This is a genomic window from Variovorax sp. PMC12, from assembly GCF_003019815.1.
Classification (GTDB): domain Bacteria; phylum Pseudomonadota; class Gammaproteobacteria; order Burkholderiales; family Burkholderiaceae_C; genus Variovorax.
This window is the reverse complement of the sequence record NZ_CP027773.1, coordinates 1,980,921-1,995,363: the sequence shown is the minus strand read 5'-3', so window position 1 is coordinate 1,995,363 and position 14,443 is coordinate 1,980,921. Positions and strand designations below refer to the sequence as shown.

The 14,443-nt window shown below is 67.6% G+C and carries 13 protein-coding genes; 6 read left to right on the top strand and 7 right to left on the bottom strand.

All coding sequences use genetic code 11. The annotated features are described in order from the left end of the window. Nucleotides 1-73: 73 nt before the first annotated feature. Nucleotides 74-1,603 carry a diguanylate cyclase gene (locus tag C4F17_RS09270; RefSeq protein WP_106935041.1) on the bottom strand — a complete coding sequence of 510 codons (1,530 nt, stop codon included), beginning with the start codon at nucleotides 1,601-1,603 and terminating at the stop codon, nucleotides 74-76. A gap of 194 nt (nucleotides 1,604-1,797) precedes the next feature. Between C4F17_RS09270 and C4F17_RS09265 the strand changes: the two genes are divergently transcribed. The 3 genes from C4F17_RS09265 to C4F17_RS09255 are packed head-to-tail and all read left to right on the top strand — an operon-like array spanning nucleotide 1,798 to nucleotide 4,829. After that, nucleotides 1,798-2,775, top strand: coding sequence for a magnesium and cobalt transport protein CorA (locus C4F17_RS09265; protein ID WP_081266508.1), 978 nt, complete (start codon nucleotides 1,798-1,800; stop codon nucleotides 2,773-2,775). A 57-nt stretch (nucleotides 2,776-2,832) separates the two neighbouring features. Then, the gene (locus C4F17_RS09260) at nucleotides 2,833-3,300 is read left to right on the top strand and encodes a MarR family winged helix-turn-helix transcriptional regulator (RefSeq protein ID WP_106935040.1); all 468 of its coding nucleotides are present in this window, start codon (nucleotides 2,833-2,835) and stop codon (nucleotides 3,298-3,300) included. A 35-nt stretch (nucleotides 3,301-3,335) separates the two neighbouring features. Then, nucleotides 3,336-4,829 carry a DHA2 family efflux MFS transporter permease subunit gene (locus tag C4F17_RS09255; RefSeq protein ID WP_199851965.1) on the top strand — a complete coding sequence of 498 codons (1,494 nt, stop codon included), beginning with the start codon at nucleotides 3,336-3,338 and terminating at the stop codon, nucleotides 4,827-4,829. 128 nt (nucleotides 4,830-4,957) lie between these two features. On the opposite strand, the gene C4F17_RS09250 is transcribed toward C4F17_RS09255, so the two are convergent. The 3 genes from C4F17_RS09250 to C4F17_RS09240 all read right to left on the bottom strand — a co-directional run bounded on the left by C4F17_RS09250 (nucleotide 4,958) and on the right by C4F17_RS09240 (nucleotide 7,668). Next, a complete protein-coding gene (locus tag C4F17_RS09250) occupies nucleotides 4,958-5,797 on the bottom strand; it encodes a siderophore-interacting protein (protein ID WP_106935038.1) in 840 nt (279 codons plus the stop codon). Nucleotides 5,798-5,846: 49 nt separating this feature from the next. Then, the gene (locus C4F17_RS09245; protein ID WP_106937497.1) at nucleotides 5,847-6,425 is read right to left on the bottom strand and encodes a PadR family transcriptional regulator; all 579 of its coding nucleotides are present in this window, start codon (nucleotides 6,423-6,425) and stop codon (nucleotides 5,847-5,849) included. A 94-nt stretch (nucleotides 6,426-6,519) separates the two neighbouring features. Then, nucleotides 6,520-7,668, bottom strand: coding sequence for an FAD-dependent oxidoreductase (locus C4F17_RS09240; RefSeq protein WP_106935037.1), 1,149 nt, complete (start codon nucleotides 7,666-7,668; stop codon nucleotides 6,520-6,522). Nucleotides 7,669-7,739: 71 nt separating this feature from the next. Here C4F17_RS09240 and C4F17_RS09235 point away from each other — a divergent pair, with 71 nt between their 5' ends. Beyond that, complete coding sequence (locus C4F17_RS09235) at nucleotides 7,740-8,183, top strand: MarR family winged helix-turn-helix transcriptional regulator (protein WP_081266514.1); 444 nt, start codon at nucleotides 7,740-7,742, stop codon at nucleotides 8,181-8,183. A 128-nt stretch (nucleotides 8,184-8,311) separates the two neighbouring features. Here C4F17_RS09235 and C4F17_RS09230 read toward each other — a convergent pair whose 3' ends face one another. From C4F17_RS09230 to C4F17_RS09220, 3 genes are all read right to left on the bottom strand, one after another. Beyond that, nucleotides 8,312-10,849, bottom strand: a complete 2,538-nt coding sequence (locus C4F17_RS09230) for a TonB-dependent siderophore receptor (protein ID WP_234382688.1) — start codon at nucleotides 10,847-10,849, stop codon at nucleotides 8,312-8,314. 84 nt (nucleotides 10,850-10,933) lie between these two features. Beyond that, nucleotides 10,934-11,932: a FecR family protein gene (locus C4F17_RS09225; protein WP_106935035.1), complete on the bottom strand. Its 999-nt coding sequence runs from the start codon at nucleotides 11,930-11,932 to the stop codon at nucleotides 10,934-10,936. A gap of 1 nt (nucleotide 11,933) precedes the next feature. Further along, nucleotides 11,934-12,446 carry a sigma-70 family RNA polymerase sigma factor gene (locus C4F17_RS09220; protein ID WP_081266517.1) on the bottom strand — a complete coding sequence of 171 codons (513 nt, stop codon included), beginning with the start codon at nucleotides 12,444-12,446 and terminating at the stop codon, nucleotides 11,934-11,936. Nucleotides 12,447-12,605: 159 nt separating this feature from the next. Between C4F17_RS09220 and C4F17_RS09215 the strand changes: the two genes are divergently transcribed. Together C4F17_RS09215 and C4F17_RS09210 are read left to right on the top strand one after the other, a co-directional pair. Further along, a complete protein-coding gene (locus C4F17_RS09215; RefSeq protein ID WP_159053630.1) occupies nucleotides 12,606-13,400 on the top strand; it encodes a DUF1266 domain-containing protein in 795 nt (264 codons plus the stop codon). Nucleotides 13,401-13,497: 97 nt separating this feature from the next. Then, complete coding sequence (locus tag C4F17_RS09210) at nucleotides 13,498-14,424, top strand: DUF3883 domain-containing protein (protein WP_106935033.1); 927 nt, start codon at nucleotides 13,498-13,500, stop codon at nucleotides 14,422-14,424. Nucleotides 14,425-14,443 lie beyond the last annotated feature (19 nt).

Below are 14,443 nucleotides of genomic sequence, written 5' to 3'. Positions count from 1 at the left end.
AGCCCGCATGTGCACGGGCGGAATGCCGGGGCATTTTACGTTCGGTGCGCGCCGCGCCGGGCTGCTGCCGGCCTCAGCCGGGCGCCCGGCCATCCAATCGCTCTTCATGCCCCATCGCGCGGTTGCGCCCGATTTCCTTGGCCCTGTACAGTGCGCTGTCGGCGGCCTCTATGAGCCGCTGCTCGGGCCCGCTGGCCTGCGTGCCCCACAGCGTGGCCGCGCCGATGCTCACGGTGACCCGTTCATGCGGGCTGGCGCGATGCGGAATGTCCAGCTCGCGCACATGTGCGAGCAGCTGGTCGGCGACGGCCAGGGCGCCGGGCAGCTCGGTGTTGGGCAGGATGACCGCCAGTTCCTCGCCGCCGTAGCGCGCCACCAGGTCGCCCGGGCGCCTGACGCATTGCCGCAAGGCGTCGGCGACCGCCCTCAGGCATTGGTCGCCGGCCACGTGGCCGTATTCGTCGTTGAAGCGCTTGAAGTAGTCCAGGTCGAGCAGCAGCAGCGCGAGGCTGGTTCCTTCGCGCACCGCGCGGCGGCATTCCTGAGACAGCACCTCGTCGAAGCTGCGGCGGTTGGCCAGCCCGGTGAGCTGGTCCTGCGTGGCCAGCACGGCCAGCCGGCGGTTGGCCTGCAGCAGGTCCTCGCGCGCGGCCCTCAGCGAGGCCTCGGCGCTGACACGCCGGCCGATGTTGATGATCAGCCGCCAGCCCACCGCCGCCATTGCCGCGAGCAGGGCCCCCACCACGCCGACCGTGAGCAGTGCCTGTTGCCGCCAGGCCTGCAGTGCCTCGTCGTGGCGCAGCGTGACCGTGGTCAGCACCGGGTAGCGGTCGCTCTTGCGAAAGGCGTAGAGCCGTTGCCGCCCGTCCATGCTGGAGCGGAACGAGGCCGTGCCCACCGTGCCGGCAAAGTGGCGCTGGAAGTTGGCCGACTTGGAAAAATCGAGCCCGATATCCTGTTCGCGGTAGGGATAGAGCACCAGCATCTTTCCGGCGTTGGTCGTCAGGCTGATGGTGCCGCTGCTGCCAAGGGCGATGGTGCCGAAGGCGCGCAGGAAATTTGCCAGGCCCAGCCCGATGACCGCGACGCCGGCGAATCTGCCCTCGCGGTCTTCCAGCCGCCGGCTGACCGTGATTCCCCATTCACCCGAGAACGGGTTGCGCAGCGGCGGACTGATGAAGATCTCGTTCGAGCGGGTGTCGCGATGGTGCGTGAAGTAGGGCCGCTGCGCGCTGTTGGTGCCCGGCGGGACTTGCCCCTTGGAGTACAGCAGCCAGTTGCCCTGGGCGTCGAGGACGGCCACGCCGTCGAGCTGGTCGAGCATGCGCTTCTGGTGCTCGATCAGCGACTGCACGCGCTGCAGGTGCCCATGCGCGTCGTCTTCCGAAACCAGGGTGTCGGCCACGCCCTGCAGCAGCATGTCGCTCTGCGTGAAGACGCCTTCGGCATAGATGTTCAGCGCCTTGGCCAGGTTGAGATTGTTGGTGCCGGCCGCGGCCAGCGTCTGGTGGCGCACCACCCAGAGCTGCCAGGCCGTGGCAGTCGACACCGAAACCATGACGGCCAGAAGCAGGGCCTTTGCAAGGCCAACGTCCCGCTTCACTTGATCGATTCCCCGTACGAACTTGTTTCCATGATCCTCCCCCCTCATCTATTTATATGGTCCGTTTGCCAGGCGGACGAGCGCGAACTCTAGCCGACCAACCTGAATCGGCTGTGGCACGCGCGCCGCAAGCCACTGCCGCCGCCTCGTGGCACCATGCGCAGATTGCACCAACGTGAACTGCGGGAGTACCGATGCTCATCAATTGCGTCGCCTATGAAAACGGCTCCAAGCTCGCCGACATCTCGGTCGAGGACATCAGCGACTACATCTCCCGGCCGGGCTGCTTCGTGTGGGTGGCGCTCAGCGACGCCTCGGACGCCGAGCTCGGCGAAATGCAGAAGGAATTCAACCTGCACCCGCTGGCGGTGGAAGACGCCCACCACGGCCACCAGCGCCCGAAGGTGGAGGAATACGGTGATTCGCTGTTCGTGGTCATGCACCTGGTGGAACCATCGCCCGAGGGCGAGCACTGCACCAACGTGGGCGAGGTCGACGTGTTCGTCGGCAAGAACTACGTGCTGTCGGTGCGCAACCGCAGCCAGCAGGGCTTCCTGGGCGTGCGCGAGCGCTGCGAGCGCGAACCCGAGCTGCTGCGCAACGGCGCGGGCTTCGTGCTCTATGCGCTGATGGACGCGGTGGTCGACCGCTATTTTCCGGTGATCGACGCGCTGGAGGTGGAGCTGGAGGCGATCGAACAGCAGATCTTCGGCCAGGGCGGCGCGGCGCGCGACAAGATCAAGCAGCTGTACGACCTCAAGCGCCGCAGCATGACCCTCAAGCGCGCCGTGGCGCCGCTGCTGGAGGCGGCCGGCAAGATGCACGGCGGACGGGTGCCGCAGATCTGCATGAGTTCGCAAGAGTATTTCCGCGACGTGGGCGACCACCTGGGCCGCATCAACGGCTCCATCGACGCGGTGCGCGACACCATCGCCACCGCTATCCAGGTGAACCTGTCGATGGTGACCATCGAGGAGAGCGAAGTCACCAAGCGGCTCGCCGCCTGGGCCAGCATCTTCGCGGTGTGCACCGCGTTCGCCGGCATCTGGGGCATGAACTTCGAGCACATGCCGGAGCTGAAATTCCGCTACGGCTACCCGGTGGCGCTGGCGCTGATCGTCAGCACCTGCAGCTACCTGTATTACCGCTTCAGGCGGGCCGGCTGGCTCTGACGGGTGCCGGCGCTCGCTAATGCCAAACTAATAAACATGTAGATAATCTAGTCCCTTATGAAAAGGGACTTCACCCAGCGCTTCGGCTTCCTCGTCAAGAGCGTGGGCAAGCTCTACAGCGAAGAGTTCGACCGCCTCGCGCGCGAACGCATCGGACTCACCAGCGCCCAGTGCCGCCTGCTCGGCGCGCTGGCCATGCATGACGAAGACGAGCCGCTGTCGCAGGCCGAACTCGCGCAGCGCCTCGACCTCACGCCGATGGCCGTGGCCGGCCTGTGCGACCGCATGGCCGCGGCCGGCTGGATCCGCCGCGAACCCAGCCCGACCGACCGCCGCGTCAACAGGATCCACCTGGAGCCCAGCGCCGAAGAAGCGCTCGACGCCGCGCTGAGCATCAGCGACGGGCTCAACGCCCGCGTGATGTCGGTGCTGTCGCAGGCCGAGCGCGCCCAGTTGCTGGGCCTGCTCGGCAAGGTGCACGGCAGCCTGGTCGACATCACCTCGGGCGGAGGGCAGAAGCCGTGAGCGTCGCGCCCGGAACCACGGTGCCGCACCGCGGGATGATCACCATCTCGATCATGCTGGCGACCATCATGCAGGCGCTGGACACCACCATCGCCAACGTCGCGCTGCCGCACATGCAGGGCAGCCTGCAGGCATCGCAAGACCAGATCACCTGGGTGCTGACCTCGTACATCGTGGCCTCGGCCATCGCGCTGCCGCTGACCGGCTGGCTCTGCGGGCACTGGGGCAGGCGGCGGGTCTTCATCATCTCGGTGATCGGCTTCACCGTGGCTTCGGCGCTGTGCGGCCTTGCGACCTCGCTGGTCGGGATCGTGGCGGCGCGGCTGCTGCAGGGCATCTTCGGCGCGGCGCTGGTGCCGCTGTCGCAGGCGGTGCTGCTGGACATCAACCCGCGCGAGAAGGTCGGCCAGGCCATGGCGATCTGGGGCGCGGGCATCATGGTCGGGCCCATCCTGGGGCCGCTGCTGGGCGGCTGGCTCACCGAGAACTTCGACTGGCGCTGGGTGTTCTTCATCAACCTGCCGGTGGGCATCTTCGCCTTCTGGGGCATTGCGCGGTATCTGCCGGAGAGCCGGCCCAAGGGCGAGAAGCTCGACATCTTCGGCTTCGTGACGCTGAGCCTGGCCATCGGCATGCTGCAGCTCTTTCTGGACCGGGGCGAGCAGCTGGACTGGTTCGACTCGTGGGAGATCAAGCTCGAAGCGGCCGCCGCGCTGGTGGCCTTCGGATTCTTCGTGGTACACACGTGGACGGTGCAGGGCGTTTCATTCTTCGACCGCGACCTGCTGAAAGACCGCAACTTCGTCACCGGCCTGCTGTTCGCCTTCATCGTCGGCATGATTTTGTTCGCGACGATGGCGCTGCTGCCCAACTTTCTGCAGGGCCTGATGGGCTACCCGGTGGTCTACACCGGCGAGGTGACGGCGCCGCGCGGCGTCGGCACCATGATCGCGATGATCATCGTCGGGCGGCTGGTGCAGAAGGTGGACGTGCGCGCCATCATGGCCGTGGGCTTCAGCCTCACCGCGTTTTCGCTCTACCAGATGACGCGGCTCACGCTGCAGATGGACAGCACGCTGATCGTCGTCTCGGGTTTCATCCAGGGGCTGGGCATCGGCTTCACCTTCGTGCCGCTGTCGACCGCCACCTTCGCCACGCTGGCCCCGCGGCTGCGCAACCAGGGCACGCCCATCTTCAGCCTGCTGCGCAACATCGGCAGCAGCGTGGGCATCTCGATCGTGCAGGCGCTGCTGACCGAAGGCTCCAGCAAGGCGCATGCGCAGATCGCCTCGACCGTGGCGCCCGGCAACCAGGCGCTTTCCACGCTGCCGCAGATGATGTCGCCAGACACGATGACCGGGCTGGCGCTGCTCAATGCCGAAGTGACGCGGCAGGGGGCGCTGGTGGGTTACCTGGATGACTTCGCGATCATGATGATCATCACGGTGCTCGCGATTCCGCTGCTGCTGCTGATTCGAAGCCCCAAGCGGAGTGCGGCGGCGTCGGGCCCGGCGGAAGTGCCGCATTGAATTTCTCCCTCCCCCGCTGGGGGAGGGCAGGGGTGGGGGCTCGGCGGCTTATCGATCACCAGCGGGTTGTCGAGCGCTGCTTGCCCCCATCCCGGCCTTCCCCCAGCGGGGGAAGGAGCAATACCGGGTCACTCGTCGTGGGTGTCGTGCGTCGCCACCGCGCCCTTGCGCCAGTAGCCCGAGGCCCGCGTCCATTTCGGATTCGCGCCGCGCTCGCCCACCAGATGCGCGCGCAGCGCCTTGGCGATGGCCGATTCGCAGCCTACCCACGCATGGAAGTCGCCGGCAGGCAGCTTCGCGGCCTTCAGCGCGTCGAGCAGCACGGGGCTGGTGCCCGGCTCGGCGCCGCGCCTGTGCACCCATTGCAGCGTGAGTTCGGCGCGGGTCTCGAAGGGCAGCTCGTCGGCTTCGCTGTCGACCTCCGCCAGCACCACCGCGCGTGTGCCGGCCGGCAGCTCGGCCAGACGGCGCGAGATGGCGGGCAGGGCGGTGTCGTCGCCGATCAGCAGGTGCCAGTCGAATTCGGTCGGCACCATGAAAGAGCCGCGAGGGCCGCCCACGCCGAGGATGTCGCCGGGCCTGGCCTGCTCCGCCCATTGCGTGGCGGGGCCGGCGTCGTGCAGCGCGAAGTCGATTTCCAGCGTGCCGGCCTGGGCGTCGTGGCGGCGCGGCGTGTAGTCGCGCATGGTGGGGCGGCCGCTTGCGGGCCACACCGGGCCTTCGGGGCCGGCGGTCGGCAGCGTGAGCTTGCCGGTGGCGGCGTCGGGAAAAAAGATCTTGGCGTGGTCGTCGAAGCCGGGGCTGTGGAAGCCCGCGAGGTCGTCGCCGGTGAGCGTCACGCGGATCAGGTGCGGCGTCACGCGCTCCACGGTCTTGACCGTGAGCTGGCGGAAGCGCAGTTCATGCCGCACCCGGCGCGGCGTGCGGTCGGGTGCGGAGGCGGTTGGCGAAGTACTGAAGTCAGTCATTGCATGAATCCTGTGGGAACAGGGCGGGTTGAGATTCGGTGGTGGTGGCTCAGATCTTGTCGATCTGCTGTGCGGCGCTGTCGAGCACGGCGGCAAAGTCGTGCGCCTGCTGCTCGGTCAGCGGTGTGCCCGACAGGCGCATGCGCATGGCGAGCTTGAGGTTTTCTATGGCGCGCGTGACTTGCGGCGGGCGCCCGCCGCGCGGGCCGGCGCCGTCGACGCCGCCGCTCATGCGGGCCATCATGGCGTCGGCCGTCTCGCGGTTGGCCGCGAGAAATTCGTGCCCGCTGGCGGTGATGCTGTAGCGCTTGCGCCCGCCGTTGTCGGCGGTTTCCACGCTCAGGTAGCCCAGCTCCTCGAGCAGCGTGAGGGTGGGGTAGACCACGCCGGGGCTGGGCGCATAGCTGCCGCCGAGACGGTCTTCAATGGCCTTGATCAATTCGTAGCCGTGGGCGGGCTTGTCGGCGATGAGCTGCAGCAGCACGAAGCGCAGCCCGCCGTGGCCGAACACGCGGCCGCCAGCGCCGCCGCCGCGCCCGCCACGGTGTCCGCGACCGCCGGAAAGGCCGTCTTCATGCTCGCCGCGCGCGGTGTGGAAGTGGTGGTGGCCGAAGTGGAAATGTCTCATGGTGGGCATCCTTTTCGATGTATGTCTGAAATTATTTTAGATATATCTAAAAGAAAGTCAAATCGATACATGCCGGGATGCCCGGGCGGAGGGCTCAGGCGGCTGCGGAGGCCCGGTGCTGACGCAAATGTTCGAGCGACAGTGCCTCGCCGATGTGCGACATCTGTATGGCCGCGCCTTCGGCCGATCGCTCGGCCACTTCGGCGACGCGCTCGAACATCTGCGCTTCGCAGGCGGTCACCGCGCCGGCCCAATCGGCTTGTTTCGTCAGCGCGGCCGCCAGTTCGACGGCATCGCGCATTGCGGCATTCACGCCTTCGCCGCCAAAGGGCGACATCAGGTGTGCAGCGTCGCCCAGCAGCGTGAGCCCGCGGCGGGGCGCCCAGCAATGGCCGACCGGCAGTGCGTAGATGGGGCGCGGCACGAACAGGTCGTTGCTGGCGCGGAAGAGGTCGGTCAGGGCGTCGGCGTAGCCTGCGAACTCGTCGATCAGCGCGCTGCGCACTGCGGCGGGCGATGCAAAGTCGAAGCGCTTCGCAGCCCAGTCGGGCGGCACGCGGAAGATCGCGTAGCCGCGGATCTGCGCATTGCCGTTGCGCTGCGCGATGATGAGCTTGCCGTCCCCTTCCACGTCGAGCTTGCCACGGCCCACCAGCCTGGAGAGCGCCGGATGGCTGTCGTCCACGTCATCGATACCGAACTCGATGAAGGTCAGCCCGCTGTACTGCGGCTTGTACGGAGAGAGCAGCGGCCGCACGCGCGACCATGCGCCGTCCGCGCCGACCACCAGGTCGAAGGGGCCGGCTTCGCCGTCGGCCAACAGCAGGTTCCAGCGCCCACCCTCCTGAAGCCGCAGGTCGCGCAGCGCACGGCCCCATTGCACGCAGTCGGCCGGCAGCGAGGCCAGCAGGATGTCGCGCAGCGCGGTGCGGTCGATCTCGGGGCGGTTGCCGGCCGAAGGATCGGGCTCCTCGAACAGCACGCGGGCTGACTTGTCGAGCAGGCGCGAGCCCTGGTCTTCATAGCGTGCGAAGCGGCGGAAGGCATCGCCGAGGCCGGCCTCCTCGATGGCGAGCAGGCCCGAGTCCTCATGAAGATCCAGCGTGCCGCCTTGCGGGCGCGAGAGCGGGTCTTCGTCGCGTTCGAACACGGTGGCGTGGACGCCGGACAGGTGAAGGAGGCGCGCCAGCGTGAGGCCGCCGGGACCGGCGCCGACGATGGCGATGCGGGGATGCTTGTTCATTCGATCGACTCCGAATAAAGATAGGTTCCTATTCATATTAGCATAGGCTCCTATGAAAGTAGAATGACGGCATGGCAGACACCCCCGAACCCAACCCCCTGAAGCTTCTGGGCCGTGTGGCCCGCGGATTCACGCGCATCGTCGATGGCGGCCTGCGTGAGCTGGGCCTTGCGGCCGGCCAGTTGCCGGTGCTGGTGTCGCTGAAAAAGAGCAAGGCGCTGTCGCAGGCAGAGCTCGCGCGGATCGCACAGGTCGAGCAGCCCAGCATGGCGCAACTGCTGGCGCGCATGGAGCGCGACGGGCTGGTCGAACGCGTGGACGACCCGGAAGACAAGCGCAGCCGCCTGATCTCGCTCACGCCGCTGGCCGCCAAGCGGCTGCCCAAGGCCAAGCTGCTGATGGATGCGCACGTGGAAAAGGCGCTGGCCGACTTTTCCCCCGAAGAGGTCGAGCAGCTGACGGCGCTGCTGCTGCGGGTCGACGCGAACGTCGAGCGCATGGGGGGTGGCGGCTGAATCGGCTTGGTACCCGCGGCCGCCAACCATTCCCAGCCTCATCACCCGCACGGACGACTTTCCCTTCAGCGCAGCCGCCGACCGCAATGCCGCGTGGTTTGCCGCCGCCCGAGCGGCTTGGTGCCCTATCAGAACTTGTAGCGCGCCGTCAGCTGCACGTTGCGCGGCGCGCCGTACGTGCCCGAGTACCACCAGCCCGAAACCGACGAGATGTACTTGCGGTCGAACAAGTTCTGCACGTTGAGCGTGAGAGAGAGCTGATCGTTGACTTCGTACCGAGCCATCAGGCTGGCCACGGCATAGGCGCCCTGGCGTGCGGTGACCGTGCGTTCGATCTGCCAGGCCTCTCCCGTGTAGTAGAAGCCGCTGCTCCAGTCCACGCCGCCGCCCAGCGTGAGCCGCCGCCAGTCGCCGGGCATGCGATAGGTGGTCCACAGGCGAGCCATCTGGCGCGGAAAGGTGGTGTTGATGCGCTGGCCGTTGGGGTCCTTCGAGGTGCTGAAGTTGTAGGACGCAGCCACGTTCCAGCCGCGCGCCAGCGTGCCGTTGAGCTCCAGGTCGATGCCCCGCGTCGTCGCGCCCTTGATGGCGCGCGAGGCCGTGGTCGTGGTGCCCGGAACGAAGTAACCCGAGTCCGCCTCCGCGACGTTGTCCTGCTTGATCTGGTAGACGGCGGCGCTGCTCGTCACCCGGCCGTCGAGGAAGCTGCTCTTGATGCCGGCCTCGTACGTGTCGCCCTTTTGCGGATCGAGCAGCGCGCCGTTGCGGTCGACCGAGCTTTGCGGGTTGTAGATCGTGGCAAAGCTTGTGTAGAGCGTGTGGTTCTCGTTCAGGTCGTACAGCAGACCGGCATAGGGCGTGAACACGCGCCGCTCGGACGAAGGCGAGTTCGTGTGGTAGCCGTCGGTGGTGTCGGTGATGTAGTCGCTGTCGTAGTCAAGCAGCTTGCCGCCCACCACCAGCTTGAACTGGTCGCTCAGCTGGAGGCGGCCCGCGCCGTAGATGCTCTTTTGCCGCCGCGTGCTGTCGAAGGTGACGTAACGGTCCCCGAACACCGGCGTGCCCGTGTTGTTCCAGCTGTAGATGTTGACTGGCGCATTGCGCAGCCCCGAGATGTCGAAGCTGCCGTTGGTGAGGCTGCGGAAGTCGGTGTAGTCGGCGCCGATCACGGCTTCGTGCTGGCGGCCGAACAGGGTGAACGGGCCCGTCAGCTTCAGGTCCACCGTCTTGTTGCGCAGGTTGTAGTCGCGGCGCTCGGCGTTCAGGTTCAGTCCGTCGCCGGTGAACTTGTCGAAAAGGCTGCTGTTGACCGCCAGGTAGACCGAGTCTTCGCGCTGCTTCGAGCGCAGGTAGTTGGCCGAGAGCTTGAGCTTCCAGTCGTTGGCGAGCGACTGCTCCAGCGTCACGAAGCCGCTGGTCGAATTGGTGTTGAAGCGGTTGTCGCGGCTCGCGCCGTTGAAGGACACCGGAAAGTCGACCTGCTCGCCGCTGCTGTTGAACAGCGGATAGCCCAGGTAAGACAGCGATCCGCGCGACCGGTTTTCCTGATGGTCGATGCCCGCGGTGAGCTTCAGCGTGGAGGTCAGGTCGGCTTCCACCACGCCGTAGAACACATCTTTCTTCTTGCGGTAGTAGTCGATGTAGCTGTTGCCTTCCTGGTGCACCGCCACCATCCGGCCGCGCACGCTGCCCGATTCGTTCAGCGGGGTCGAGATGTCCAGCATGCCGCGCCGGTCGCCCCACGAGCCGACGCTGGCCTCCGCCACGCCCTGGAACGCGGCCGTGGGCTTCTTGCGCACCATGTTGATGATGCCGGACGGATCACCCGCCCCCGTGGTCAGGCCCGAGGCGCCGCGCATCACCTCGATGCGGTCGTACAGCGCCATGTCCGCGATGCTCTGCGTGGGCAGCGCATCCAGGCCCAGGAATTCGCTGTGCGTGCTGACCCCGTCGAGCTGGTAGTTGGTGATCGGGTAGCCCCGCGCGCTGGCGCTGTTGCGCTCCGTGCCCAGCGTCGAGGTCGAGAGGCCCGGCGTGCGCGCCAGCACCTGGCCGATGCTGGTGAGGTTCTGGTCTTCCAGGCGCTGCTGCGTGATCACGCTGATCGACTGTGGCGTGTCCTTCAGGCCCAGTCCAAGGCCGGTGGCCGAACTGCTCGGCCCCCTGGCGGTGTAGGCACCAGTGCCTTCGGTGGTGCCAGTGCGGTCGGCCTGCGCCGTCACGCGCACCTCGGCCAGCGTGGAGCCCGCTTCAGGCGTGGACGGCAGCGCCGCGCTGCTTTCGGACGCGACCACCGTCAGCGTGCCGCTCGGTGTCTGCGCCAACGCGAGTCCGCTGCCGGCCAGCGCCTGCTGCGCCGCTTGCGCCACGGTCAGGCGCCCTTGCACCGCAGGCGCCCGGCGTCCGGCCACGAGCGCGGGTGCCGCACTGATGGTGCGGCCGCTCTGGCGGGCGATGCGTGCCAGCACGATGCCCAGCTCATCGGCGGGCAGCTTCCATGCCAGGGCGCCGTCGGTTGCAGCGGGAGCGCCCGGGGATGCGGTTGGCGCTTGCGCGAACGATGCGCTGCCGCATGCGAACAGTGCGGCCAGCGCCAGTGTGGCCTTGCGCGTCGGCAGGGGTGGGCCGGCCTTCGGGCGGGCCGATGAAATAGGGGAGAGCGTCACGTCGGACATTCCTCGTCGGTTCTGTCTGGGTTGATCGGAGTGTTCAACCCTGTATGTCCCGCGAGGGTGCGAAAAACCGTCAGCTCATGCGTCGCGCACGTCCACGTACACCACCAGATCGCTCCAGCGGCGCACGCGCAGCGGCAGCGTGTCCACCAAGTCCTGCAGCACCTGCATCGGCCGGTCCAGCGGGTAGACGCCGAAGACACGCGCGCGCGCGGCCGCGGCGCTCACGCGCAACACGGCAGGCGTGTAGGGGCGCAGCGCGTCCAGCACGTCGGCCAGCGGCTGGTCATGCACTTCCAGCACGCCCGCCGACCAGGCGCTGGTGTCGACACGCGTGGCGAAGACCGCTTCGACGCGGTCCGACTGCATCCAAGCGCTGCTGCCCTGCTCCAACGCGATGCCGGCGCCTTCGTCGCCCGGGGCCAGCCGCACGCTGTGTTCCAGCACCGACACCAGCGTGCGCCCCTGTTCCTGCTGCACCATGAAGCGCGTACCCAGCGCGCGCACCGTGCCCTGCGCGGTCTGCACGACGAAGGGCCGCAGCGCGTCGGCCGCGACCTGGGCGATCAACGCGCCCGCGCGCAAGCGCACGAGGCGCTGCGTCGAGCTGAAATAGAGGTCGGCCGACGAGCGCGCGTTGAGCAGCAGGTCGCTGCCGTCTTCCAGCGCGAAGCGCCGGCGTTCGGCCGTGCCCGTGTGCAGGTCGGTGGACCAGGCCATGAGCGGCATGCGCCGGTTGAACCAGATTCCGCCGCCAGCGGCCGTGAGCAAAGCCACCGCGGCGCTGCCCAGCAGTGCGCGACGGCCTGGGCGATGGGCCGCAGCCGTGCTCAGGGCGCGGACGCTGGGGGATGCATGGCCGTCGGCCTGCAACTGGCTCAACGCGGGCGAGATCCGCTGGTTCAAGCGCTGCTGCAGGTCCATCCATGCGGCGGAATGGGCTGGGGCCATGGCAAGCCACTGCGCGAAGGCCTGTTGGTCGCCATCGTTGCTGTGGCCCGAGTCGAGCCGCACCAGCCAGTCGATGGCCTGCTCGGTGACCGCATCGAGCGGCAGTGCATGGGCGTGCGCAGGCATCTCAGGCCTCCGCCTGCACCGGGCAGGTGTAGAGATGCACGATGGCCTGTTTCACATAGCGCTCGACCGAGGTGATCGAGATGCCCATGCGCGCCGCGATGTCGGCATGCGCCAGGCCCTCCAGCCGGCGAAGCAGGAAAGCCTCGCGTACCTTGGGCGGCAGGCCGTCGAGCCAGCGGTCGATGGTTTCGACCGCTTCGCGCACCAGCGCGTAGGTTTCCGGGGAGGGCGCCAGTTCCTGCGGTTGCGCTGCAAGTGCGTCGAGCCATGCGCGCTCCAGCTCGCGGCGGCGCCAGAAGTTGTAGAGCACCCGCTGCGCCAGCGTCGTCAGGTAGGCGCGCGGCTCCTGGATCGCCTGCGCCTGGCCGCCGCTGATGACGCGAACGAAAGTGTCTTGCGTCAGGTCGGCGGCCGTGTGGCCGTCGCCCAGCCGGCGCCGCAGCCAGCCTTGAAGCCAGTCGCGGTGCTCCCGGTAAAGCGCATCGATCGGGGCTGTCGCAGCGGGGGAAGGCATGGAACGAAAGTGCGGCAAATGAGAATTGCTCTCATTTTACCCGTGGCCCTCGGTATCCTGCCGCCCATGCTGGTTAACATGTGCCGTTCCGCGGGCTGCGGCGTGCCCGCCACGCCAACCCGGTCCGTTTGGCTTCGATCACAGGGAGTTTCAATGGGGATGATGGATACCCTCGGCCACGCGCTGATGGACAACGACAAGCTTCACTTCGACACCGCCGAGGTGCTCACGGGGCAAGAGCAATGGCTGGTCACGCTCAGTGCGCCGCTGTCTGCTTTCAATGGCGACTTCGTGAACGCGGTGGCCACCGGCAAGGACAGCGACGTGCTGCGCGAGGGCATCGCCGACGTCTGGAGCGTGCACGACCGCGCCAGCTTCGAGCAGACTGCCCGCTGGCTGGTCGACGAGGGCCAGCGCTCGGCCTACCGCCCGCTGTGGAATGCAGTGGCTGCCATCGACACCGCCACGCGGGAAACGCCCATGCTGCTGCGGATGGCCATGGAGGCCTTCTTTCCCGCGTTCTTCCAGATCAAGGCGCGCAAGAGCCTCGACTATCGCCAGCTCGCCGCGCAGAGCGGCAAGTCGACGCAGGAGCTGTCGGCGTTGATGACCGGCAGCCCGAGCTGGGTCGAGGCCCTGCGCAAGCACTTCCAGGTCTCCGCGGCCGATGTGCCCGACCTGGTCGCGTGGGACGCCGTGCGCCTTGCCAGCCTTTCGCGCTGGGCGGTGCAGCTCGGCTACATCGAGCGCGCCGAGTTCGCGGGCTTTGCCGGCGGCCTCGCCACCAAGATGCGCGAGGCCTACTCCAGCTGGTCGCAAGTGAGCGCCGCATACATCGCGGGCGGGCTCATCTGGAAGTACTCCGATGCGCGCGAAGAGCATCTGCTTCGCACCAACCGCATGCTGCTCAGCGATGCGCGCAGCCCCTACCGCAGCGTGCCGTTCGCCGGCTGAAGCGGCGCCTGATGCACCCATGCCCGCATCCACCGGCTGCCCTGCCGGTCGATGCGGCATACTCCCCACCCCCTCAAACTCACCAGAATTCCACTGAATGGACAAGGAAGTCGACCCCCGCGTACTCACTGTGATCGACGAGATGCGGCTCTCGGGCCCGCGGCTCACACCGGTCGAGATCGTTGCAAAAATGGGTGTGTTCGACGCTCGCGACAAGCCCTTCGAGCATGCCTGGCTGGCCACCGGCGACAACATCATCGCCACCATCTGGGCCGAATGGGTGAACGTGGCGGCCAACGGGCGCTGGTTCTACCTCGAGTCGCTCGACGTGCACCACCGCGCCGGCGGCGGCGAACGCAACGCGCAACAGATACAGCGCGCCAAAGACCGGCTCGCGCTGCTCAAGCGCAGCTATGACAGCGGCAGCGGCTTCCGCGCCGTGGTGCAGACCAACCGCATCGCCATCCTCGAAGTCGAGAGCAACAAGGACGCCAAGGTGTCCACCCGCGTGCGCGACGACGACGAATGGCACGTTGCCAGCTGGGAGCCCGAGCACAAGCTGGCCGTGCTCGTGCGCGGCCCGAGCGGCTGGACGCCCACCGACGCCGAAGTGCAGGCCGCCAGGGCGCGCGGCAACGTGCCGCAGCCCATCTCGACCACGGCCAATGCGGGCGCGGCAGGCGGCGGCGACAACAAGGCATCGCCCGAACAGGTGCAGGCCGCTGCCCTCGAATACGTCGTCAAGCACTTCACCGGCTACGGCTACAAGGCCGAGAACATGACCGGCAAGGGCTTCGACCTCGAAGTGTCCAGCGCCAAGGGCCAGACCCTGCTGCGCGTGGTCGTCAAGGGCACCGCGCCCGGCGTGCCCAGCTTCAAGCTCAGCAAGGAAGAAAGCGACTGCTCCGTGCGCGAGCCGCTGTGGCGCCTGCTGGTGGTGACCGATGCGGGCAGCGGCGTGGCGCAGCACAAGATCTACAAGCCGACGGAGATCAATTCGGCGCCGGGGTTTGATCCGGCTTGATTGAAAGGAACGCGGTCTT